8 protein-coding genes and 1 pseudogene are annotated in these 9,318 nt (G+C 67.0%); 3 read left to right on the top strand and 6 right to left on the bottom strand.

What is annotated here, in order from left to right; genetic code table 11:
- Positions 1-275: 275 nt before the first annotated feature.
- Positions 276-1,232, top strand: a complete 957-nt coding sequence (locus A5686_RS18530; protein WP_067937325.1) for an LLM class F420-dependent oxidoreductase — start codon at positions 276-278, stop codon at positions 1,230-1,232.
- Here the strand turns inward: A5686_RS18530 and adhE are convergent.
- Entirely contained in the window at positions 1,217-3,850 is a 2,634-nt protein-coding gene (adhE, locus tag A5686_RS18535; RefSeq protein WP_067937327.1) for a bifunctional acetaldehyde-CoA/alcohol dehydrogenase, read from the bottom strand. The two genes, A5686_RS18530 and adhE, sit on opposite strands and share 16 nt — an antisense overlap.
- A 163-nt stretch (positions 3,851-4,013) precedes the next feature.
- Here adhE and A5686_RS18540 point away from each other — a divergent pair, with 163 nt between their 5' ends.
- Entirely contained in the window at positions 4,014-4,205 is a 192-nt protein-coding gene (locus A5686_RS18540; RefSeq protein WP_067937346.1) for a ferredoxin, read from the top strand.
- On the opposite strand, the gene A5686_RS18545 is transcribed toward A5686_RS18540, so the two are convergent.
- Positions 4,198-4,470 carry a LuxR C-terminal-related transcriptional regulator gene (locus A5686_RS18545; protein ID WP_231986415.1) on the bottom strand — a complete coding sequence of 91 codons (273 nt, stop codon included), beginning with the start codon at positions 4,468-4,470 and terminating at the stop codon, positions 4,198-4,200. The two genes, A5686_RS18540 and A5686_RS18545, sit on opposite strands and share 8 nt — an antisense overlap.
- Before the next feature lie 45 nt (positions 4,471-4,515).
- Here A5686_RS18545 and A5686_RS26830 point away from each other — a divergent pair.
- Positions 4,516-5,139 (top strand): annotated as a pseudogene (locus A5686_RS26830) (aldehyde dehydrogenase); the annotation flags it as partial.
- 84 nt (positions 5,140-5,223) lie between these two features.
- Here A5686_RS26830 and A5686_RS18555 read toward each other — a convergent pair.
- The 4 genes from A5686_RS18555 to A5686_RS18570 all read right to left on the bottom strand — a co-directional run.
- A complete protein-coding gene (locus A5686_RS18555) occupies positions 5,224-5,889 on the bottom strand; it encodes a nitroreductase family protein (protein ID WP_067937331.1) in 666 nt (221 codons plus the stop codon).
- A gap of 14 nt (positions 5,890-5,903) precedes the next feature.
- Positions 5,904-7,421, bottom strand: coding sequence for an Hsp70 family protein (locus A5686_RS18560; protein WP_067937333.1), 1,518 nt, complete (start codon positions 7,419-7,421; stop codon positions 5,904-5,906).
- 180 nt (positions 7,422-7,601) lie between these two features.
- Positions 7,602-7,889 (bottom strand): hypothetical protein, encoded by a 288-nt coding sequence (locus A5686_RS18565; RefSeq protein WP_156750133.1) that lies wholly within the window; start codon positions 7,887-7,889, stop codon positions 7,602-7,604.
- Between the two features lie 173 nt (positions 7,890-8,062).
- A partial coding sequence (locus A5686_RS18570; RefSeq protein ID WP_067937338.1) for an ATP-dependent DNA ligase occupies positions 8,063-9,318 on the bottom strand: 1,256 nt, incomplete at its 5' end.

Consider the following 9,318-nt stretch of genomic DNA (forward strand, 5'->3'; position numbering starts at 1 on the left):
CTCGTGTTGCACGCCGATGAGGCCCTACGCCTCTGAGCGACACGCAGCGGAGTCAAGGAGTTGTCGCCATGAGGCGGGCTCTTGGGACGGCCGTTTGGTTGGCGTGACACGTGTGGTCCCTGTGACACCGTCAGGAGGCAAGGTCGAGTGCCGCGCCGATCGGAGCGTAGCTGCGCAGGCGATGAATCATGCTGTCCGACAGTGGAATCCTCCTTAGAGCGGGTAAACAGTCCGGCCCGGGCATAAGCAGCCCCGCAGCGGGTAGCCCGCACGGCATGACCAAGATCGGATACTTCCTGTCCTGCGAGCAGTACAGCCCGAAGGAACTCATCGACCAAGCCAAGCACGCGGAGGCGGCCGGATTCGATGCGCTGTGGGTCTCCGACCACTTCCACCCATGGAACGACGAGCAAGGCCAGAGCCCCTTCGTATGGGGCATCATCGGCGCCCTGTCGGAGGTGACGTCACTGCCGGTCAGCACCGCCGTGACCTGCCCGACGATTCGGACGCATCCGGCGATTGTCGCGCAGGCGTCCGCCACCGCCGCAGTGCAACTCGACGGTCGTTTCGTCCTCGGGGTGGGCAGCGGCGAGGCGCTCAACGAACACATCCTGGGCGACCCGTGGCCGTCGGTGGGCGCGCGCCAGGAAATGCTGGAGGAGGCGGTCGAGGTTATCCGGTTGCTGCACCGCGGTGATGAAGTGAGCCACCATGGCAAGCACTACGAGGTGCAGGAGGCCCGCATCTACACGCGACCGGAGCAGCCGGTGCCCATCTACGTCTCGGGTTTCGGTCCGCAGGGCGCCGAGCTGGCCGGACGCATCGGGGACGGCTTCGTCCTGGTGATGCCGGAGGCCGACCTGGTCAAGACATTCCGTGAGTCCGGCGGCGGTGACAAGCCCGTTCAGGCCGGCGCCAAAGTCAGCTGGGACAAAGACGCAGACACCGCGCTGAAGGCGGCGCATCGGCTGTGGGGCAACGACGCGCTGCCGGGGCAATCCGCGCAGATCCTGCCGCGGCCCAAGGACTTCGCCGCCCTGATGTCACTCGTCACGCCGGATCAGGTCGCTGAAGCTATCACCTGCGGACCGGACCCCGACACGCATGTCGCCAAGGTTCGTGAGTACCTCGACGCCGACATCGACGAGGTGTACGTCCAGCAGGTAGGCCCGGACATCGAGGGATTCTTCGCGACGTACGAGCGTGACGTGCTGCCTCAGCTGCGGGGCTGAGCTTGCGTTTCGGCGTCGCCGTAGAAGCCCGCCCGAAGCAAAGCGGTGATCTCGCTGACCAAAGGCATCCGCGGATTTGTGCGGTTACTGAGATCCTCGAATGCCGTCATCGCCAGCGCGGGCAGCGCCCCCAGGAATTGCTCCTCTTCGACGCCGTACTCCCGCAGCGATCGCGGCATGTCCAGCCGGTTGAGCAGATCCTCGACGCCACGGAACAACCGGCCGCGGCATTCGTCGGGCTCATGGCCGCCGAAGATCAACTGGCCGAGCTGCGCGTACTTGTCCGGCGCCACGTAGGCGGAATATCCCGGCGCGGGCATGAACTTGGTTGGCAGACTTGCGTTGTAGCGCAGCACATGCGGCAGGAAGACACCGTTCGCCCGGCCATGCGAAATCTCGAATGTCGCGCCGACGGCGTGGGCGAGTGCGTGGTTCGTCCCGACGAATGCATTCGAAAAAGCAAGCCCGGCAAGGGTTGCCGCGTTGGACATGTCAGTTCGCGCGGATAGGTCGTCGGGGTCGTCGTATGCCCTCGGCAACGCGTCGAAGATCAGTCGGGCCGCCTGGGCGCACAGCGCATCCGTGTACGGCGACGCGAAGATCGAGACGATCGCCTCCAGCGCGTGGGTGAGCGCGTCGATGCCGGTGTCGGCGGTCAGTCTCGGTGGCATAGACGAGGTCAGGACCGGGTCGACGATCGCGAGGTCAGGCACCAGGCTGTAGTCGACCAGCGTCTCCTTCTTCCCGCGCACCGTCAACACCGCCGCCGGCGAGACTTCGGATCCGGTCCCCGATGTCGTCGGGATAGCGACCAATTGGACGCGATGGCGGTCGGTTGGATAGGCGGCCACGCGCTTGCGCGGGTCGAGGAACGGCATCGTCAACTCGTCGAGGCTCTTCTCCGGGTGTTCGTAGAACAGCCGGATCGCCTTGCCGGCGTCCAGCACCGAGCCGCCACCGACGGCGACCAGCAGATCGGGTTGGACCCGCTGCAACAGCGCGACACCGCGGCGGATGGTCGCCTCGTCGGGCTCCGGTGTCACCTCGCTGAACACCTGCACGTGTTGGGTGGGTAGCTTGGCGCGCAACTGGTCGACCACGCCGCGCTCCTCGGTGAGGGCGTCGGTGATCACGACGGCGGTTTCGCAGTCGAGCTCGCGCAAGTTGTCCAGCGCGCCTTCGTTGAAGTAGGTGTTGGACGGCACGCGGAACCATTGCGGCGGGGTGCGGCGCCGCGAAACCGTCTTGATGTTCAGCAGTTGGCGGTAGTTGACGTTCTCCGTCGTGCTCGACCCGCCCCAAGTGCCGCAACCCAACGAGAACGTGGGGGTCAGGTTGTTGTAGACCCCGCCGAGGGCTCCGACCGCAGTGGGTGCGTTGACCAGGATGCGCCCGGTGCGGACCGCCAGGCCGTACGCCTCGATGACGTCCTCGTCGTTGGCGTACACCGCCGAGGTGTGACCCAGCCCGCCGTGCTCGGTGACCAGGACGGCCACGTCGATGGCGTGCCGGACGCTGCTTGCGCGCACCACCCCGAGCACCGGCATCAGCTTCTCGGCCAACAGCGGATGCGAGGCAAGCTCGTCCAGGTCGGAAGGAAGCTGTGCCAGAAGCACTTTCACGGTCGGTGACACGCTGAAGCCCGCGCGGGCGGCCAGTTCCGACGCCTTCTGCCCGACCGCGTCGAGCGAGGCCTTGTCGCCGCAGCCAAACGCGAACTCCGCCACCGCCTCGGCTTCGTCGGGGGTGAGCAGTTGGGCGCCCATCCGCTCGAACTCGGCCATCACCTCGTCGTATACCTCGTCGTCGATGATGCAGGTTTGCTCGGCCGGGCAAATGACCGACGAGTCAAACGTTTTCGAGATCAGGATGTCGACGACCGCGCCTTTGAGGTCCGCCGTCTTGTGGACGTAGATCGGCGCGTTGCCGGGACCGACGGACAGCCCCGGCTTTCCGGCCGAATTGGCCAGCGCGACGATCTTTGGTCCGCCCGTCACCCAGATGAAGTCGACTCCTGCGTGCTTGAACAGGTAGTGCGTCACCTCGTGCGCGGCGTCGGGAATGACCTGCAGCGCCCCGGGTGGCATCCCGGCGGCCTCGGCCGCCGTGCGCAGGATTTCGAGGCTGCGTTCGCAGCAGCGCACCGCATGCGGTGACGGCCGAAAGAGGATCGCGTTGCGGGTCTTGGCGGCCACGATCGCCTTGAACAGCACGGTCGAGGTCGGGTTGGTCACCGGGGTGACGGCCAGCACCACCCCGATCGGCTCCGCCACGTAGGCGATGTTGTGCTCGACGTCCTCGTCGATGACCCCCACCGATTTCTTGTCGCGCAAATAGTCGTGCAAGAACTCGGTGGCCACATAGTTCTTGACCACCTTGTCCTCGAAGACGCCGAAACCCGTCTCCTCGATCGCGACACTCGCCAATTCGCCGGCCGCGCGGACCCCGGCGCGCACCATCGCCTCGACGATCGCATCGACCTGCTGCTGATCGAGCTTGCGGAATTCCCGGGCCGCCTCGGCCGCCGCGTCGACGATCGGGTCGACGTCGTCTCTGCGCTGTTCGGCAAGCGCGGGTGCTTCGGCGGAGGTGGTGGACTCGGTTTGCGTGGTGGTCATGATCGCGTTCTCGACTCGGGAATGGGCACTCGAGCTTTTAGAATGGGCCCACGCGACGCCTGCGCCTAGGGCTGAAAGGCCCTCGACGAGCTGGCCCAAAGGGGCCAGATCTGGCGCGTCCGGACCGCCCGCGGCGCGCCACCGGGTGCCGATACTGGCGCTCATGCACATCACCGTCGACCGCAATCTGTGTGAGGGACACGGGCAGTGCCTACTGGCCGCTCCCGATGTTTTCGACATTCCGGACGGCGCCGAACAAGTGGTGGTGCTCGAGCCCGAGCCCCCCGAGGCCGAGCGCGAACGGGTGACGCGGGCGGCCGCGATGTGCCCCGCCCAAGCGATCCGAATTAACTGATCCGGCCGGGTTCGGCGACGTCATCGAGCAACCGGTAGCGGCCGGCCAACGCGGCGGCTGCGATCCGGTTGCTCACCCCGAGCTTGTGCAGCAGCGCGGCCACCATACGTTTGGCGGTCCGCTCCGACACCAGCATCCGGTGGGCGATGTCGCCGGTCTCCATGCCCGTCGCCAGCAGGGTCCACAGCTGGAGATCCTGGGCGCTGAGGTTGTCCAGCAATGCCGACGGCGGCTTGCGAATATTGCTCAGCAGGGCATCGAGCAAGCGCCCCGTCGATAACCCGCAACCCCTCGACGATCGTCCACAACGGCCCGGCCAGCAGCACATGCCTCCGGTGTCTGGCGGTTGACGCCCCTGGACGAACGTGCCCGCATCCTCGATGCGATCGCCGACAACCTCGCCGCCCGGTTAGACGAGCTGACCGCCCTGCAAGTTCACGAAAATGGCGCGACCGTGCGGTCAGCGGGTGCCTTTCTCTTGGGCTACTCGATCGCCCACCTGAAATACTTCGCCTCGTTGGCGCGGTCGTATGCGTTCGAGGAAACCGGGCCCTTGATCGAAGCGCCCACACTGGCCGCCGGCGTGCTTCGTCGCGAGCCCGTGGGCGTCTGCGCGGGCATCGTGCCGTGGAACTTTCCGCTGCCGCTGGCGGTGTGGAAGCTGGACCCCGCTTTGGCGGCAGGCAACACTATAGTGCTCAAACCGGACGACCAGACCCCGCTGACGCTGCTCGAATTGGCTAGGGCCGCCGACGGAGTCGGACTGCCGGCGGGAGTGCTGAACATCGTCACCGGACCCGGGCCGGTCGTCGGCGCCCGGCTCGCCGAACACCTCGACGTGCGCAAGGTGGCCTTCACCGTCTCAACCGAAGTCGGCAAGACCGTGATGCGCGCCGCCGCCGACAACGTCAAAAAGGTCACCCTCGAGTTGGGAGTATCTCGATGCGACACGGTTCCGGCTGCTGGACATTTATGCCGATGTCATCGAATAAGGACGGACCGGCCCAGCCACATACCGTCAGCCCTCGAATGCCGGGCCGTCGAAGCGCCCTCGGGTGACGAGCTCCGCGACTGCCCGGCGGCGCAGCTTCCTCAGCTGCCGTATGGGTTTGCCGAGCGGCACGACCGCGGCGACCGCGTGCTGATCCGGGATGCCCAGCAATTCGCGGACCCGCTCCTCGGCGGTGACAGCCATCGTCGTGATGGTCCCGCCGTAGCCCTCGTTGCGGGCGGCCAGCAAAACATTCCATACCAGCGGATATACGGACGCGCCGCCGGCCAGGCCGACGCGGTCCAGATCTTGATCGACGGCCGCGACTACGGTCAAATCGACCGAAAAGACAAGCACGACCGGCGCGTTCGCGATCGGTGCGACGAAGGTGTCTGGGACGTCGGTTTGGTCGATGACTTCATGCGGCACAGCGCTGGGATAAATTGAGTTCCAAGGGTTTTCGCCCGCCTGCAGCTGAGCGAAGTAGCGGCGGGCCGCGGTCGCGCCCAGTTCGGCGAGTCGCCGACGGGTATCCGGGTCGCGCACCACGGTGATGTGGGCGCCCTGCCGGTTGCCGCCGCTCGGTGCGAACCGCGCGTTGTCGAAGACCCGCCACAACACTTCGTCGGGCAACGGGTCGTCGGTGAATTCGCGCGCCGCGAAGGTCGTTCGCATGACGTCATATAGCTGCATGGCTGAATGGCTCGTCAACTAGCGGACGCGCAACGTCCCAGGCGGAAAGTGCGTTCGAACCCGGCCGGCTGCGTCGTCAACGTGACTTCCACCGCACCGCTGGGGGCGATGACGTAGCGCTCCTCGACATCGGGTCCGTCCATCCACCGGCCGACCGGCTGACGCCCCAGGTCGTCGCGGTCGTGCAGGGCCGGGTCGAACGGGAACAGCACCGGGTCATACGGCGTGACGTCGCCGTCGGGCCGCCCGTTGACCAGGCGGCTGCATTCCACGAATCGGAAGTGCCCAATGTTGTGTGCCGCTCGATACTTTCGCTTCACCACCAGCGGGGTTTGCCCATCGGCCGGAAGCGAAACGTCCTTGCACACGATCGGGTCGAAGACGACCCCGGCGCCGGCTTCGGCCTCCCGGAATACGCCGAAATTCCTCGAGAAGCGTTCGGACAGAGCGAAACCGGACTCCTTGTCGAGAAAGACGGCAAGTCCGATGGCCGTGGCGGCGAACGGGTGCGGCGAGCGTTTCACCCGCTTCTCGCCGAAGGTGCTGCGTAGCATCCGGGACACCAGCGGAAAACCCCCGGCCCCGCCGACGACGTAGATGCCCGCCACCTCCGACCAGTCCACATCCTTGCGACCCCGCGCCGGGTCGTGCAGCACCCGACTGAGCAGCCGCATCGTCTGGTCGACGAGCGGCGCGCACACCGAGTGGACCTCGTCGATGGGGCAGGAGAACGGCGGCCGATCAAGCGGGGACAGGTCCACCAGGAAACGGCGCGTCTGCGGCCCGACCGCCTCCTTGCGCGCGGCGCACTCCTCGGCGAGCAGGGCGCGCTGGGCGGCGTCGAGTGTGGGCAGGTTCGCGCCGACCGAGACGAACTCGACGATCGCCTCATCGAAGTCGTCACCGCCGAGGCGCTGGATGCCCTCGCTGATGACGACCTCGTTCGCGTGCCCGGTCATTTTGAGCAGCGACGCGTCGAACGTGCCGCCACCCAAGTCGTAGATGAGGACGTACTCGCGCTTGGCGGTGATGGTGGATCGGTACCGGTGGGCGTATTCCAGGCTCGCAGCGGAGGGCTCGTTGAGCAGCGCGACGACGTGAAAACCGGCCGCAACGTAGGCATCCAGGGTCAGCAGGCGCTGGGCGCTCGAGGCGTTGGCCGGCACGCTGATCGCGGCTTCGATGGGTTCGCCCGGGGCCAGGGCGACATTCGAGTGCCGTTGCAGATCGACTTTGAGCTGGGCCAAAAAGCCGGTGAGCAGGTCGGCCAGGCGATGATCACGGCCGGCCAGGGTGACCGCGGTCTGGGGTCCGGCGTCGTTGAGTAAGCGTTTGAACGATCGCAGCACCGACCAGCCAGGGTCGTGGCGGACGGCGGCGGCCTGTGCGCCGAAGCACAACTCCCCGGCGGGATTGGCGGCGATGAGCGAGGGCCACGCATCCTCGCCCTCGAAGGAGACGACGGGATAGTTGCCTCGGTCGACGGCCGCGACGACGGTGTGGGTGGTGCCAAAGTCGATACCGACTCTCATCGCGCAAGTTTAGGACCGGGCCGCGGACTTCGGCACGATCTTTTCGCGGCGCGCCCTGCGCTTTCGGTCAGTCCTCGAAATGGCGCTCGTAGTCGTTGCGCTCGAGCCGCCACTGCAGGTTGTAGGTCCCCACCGCGAGCAGCATCATCAATCCGACGCAGGCGACGCTGATGATCGCGTTCACAGCCGGTCCATTTCGCGTGCCATGCGGGCGTTCTCGAGGTAGGCGTAATGCCTCACGTAGGGGTGTCGCGGCCGATTCGCGTCCGCGACCATCTGCCGCAGCGCGGCAGCGATCCGGCTGCCGAGCGGCGCGCGCCGCGTCTCCTGAACGACGGCGGTGCCGAAGAGCACCTGCTGGGTGCTGATCAGAACCTCTGCGCTCGCCGCCTCGACCGAGGCCGGTTGCCCAGTGGGCTCGTTGACGGTATCGGGTGCGGTCCGGAGCCCCGTTGGCGTGACCAGCATTTCGTCCACCTTCTTCGCGTTGCGGTCCCGTTGACCAGGTAGGTCGGCCGGTGATGGACTCAACGTACGGTCGGCCATCACCAGTTGACACGCGTAGTCGACTACCTATTCGTGCGTGATCGGCTACTGCACTTCGGTCAGGTCCGGGGGGCGGTCGACGGTGGCGCCGGGATTCAGTACAGCGCGCGCACGGCGTCGATCGTGTCGGCTTCGGCCGGGCTCTTGTCGTCGCGATAGCGCACCACGCGTGCGAACCGCAGCGCCAGCCCTCCTGGGTAGCGCGACGACTTCTGCACGCCATCGAGCGCGATTTCGACCACCTGCTCGGGCCGCACTTGCACGACGTAACCGTCCGTTTTGCCGATGGCGAGCTCGCTGAACCGGGCGGTCTGCCACTCCAGCATGGCGTCGGTCATGCCCTTGAAAGTCTTGCCCACCATGATGAATTCGCCGGTGGCCGGGTCTCGTGCGCCCAGGTGGATATTGGAGAGTCTGCCGCGGCGGCGGCCCGATCCCCACTCCACCGCGAGCACCACCAGATCCAGGGTGTGCACCGGCTTGACCTTCAGCCAGCCCGCTCCCCGGCGGCCCGCTTGGTATGGCGCGTCCGGTGCCTTGGCCATCACCCCCTCGTGGCCGGCGCAAAGCGTCGCGTCAAGGAAGGCGCCCGCCTCCTCGGGGTCGGCGGTGAGCAGCCGATCTACTCGCTGCGGCGGCGGCACCAGCGCGTCGAGGGCGGCCAGGCGCTCGGTGGCCGGCGCGTCGAGCAGGTCGACGCCGTCCCGATGCAGGATGTCGAAGAAGAATACCGAAAGCCGTTGCACAGCAAGGGCTTCGGCGATATCGACGGAGCGGCCGAATCGTGAGGCGGTGACCTGAAAGCGGTGCGGCCGGTTGTCGGGGCGCAGGGCGATGGCCTCGCCGTCGGCGATGAGGTTGTCGACCGGCAGTGCCAGCGTCGCCTCCACCACTTCGGGCAGCCGGGCGGTGACGTCGTCCAGGCTTCTGGTGTAGACGGTGACCTCGTCACCGGCGCGGTGAATCTGGACCCGCGCCCCGTCCAGTTTGGCTTCGAAAATCGTCTGCCCGCCGTGGCGTTTAATAGCATCGCCCACGCTCGACGCAGTCTGCGCCAGCATGGGGCCAACCGGCCGACCGACCCGCAGGGTGAACGCGTCCAGTGCCGAGGCTGAGCCCGACAACGGACCGCAGAGAGTCGCCGCCGCCACCGCCGGCAGGTCACCGCCGAGCATCGCGGCTCGCTGCACCGCTGCGGCCGGGATGCCGGCCGCCTTCGCCACGGCGTCAGCCATGATCCCGGCCAGTGCGCCCTGGCGTAGTTCGCCGCCGAGGAGCCGCACCAAAAAGGTCTGCTCGGCGTCGGTGGCGGCGGCGAGCAGGCTACCCAGGAGCGCAGCACGGCGCGCCT

The sequence above is a fragment of the Mycobacterium sp. E2479 genome, assembly GCF_001667925.1.
GTDB lineage: Bacteria > Actinomycetota > Actinomycetes > Mycobacteriales > Mycobacteriaceae > Mycobacterium.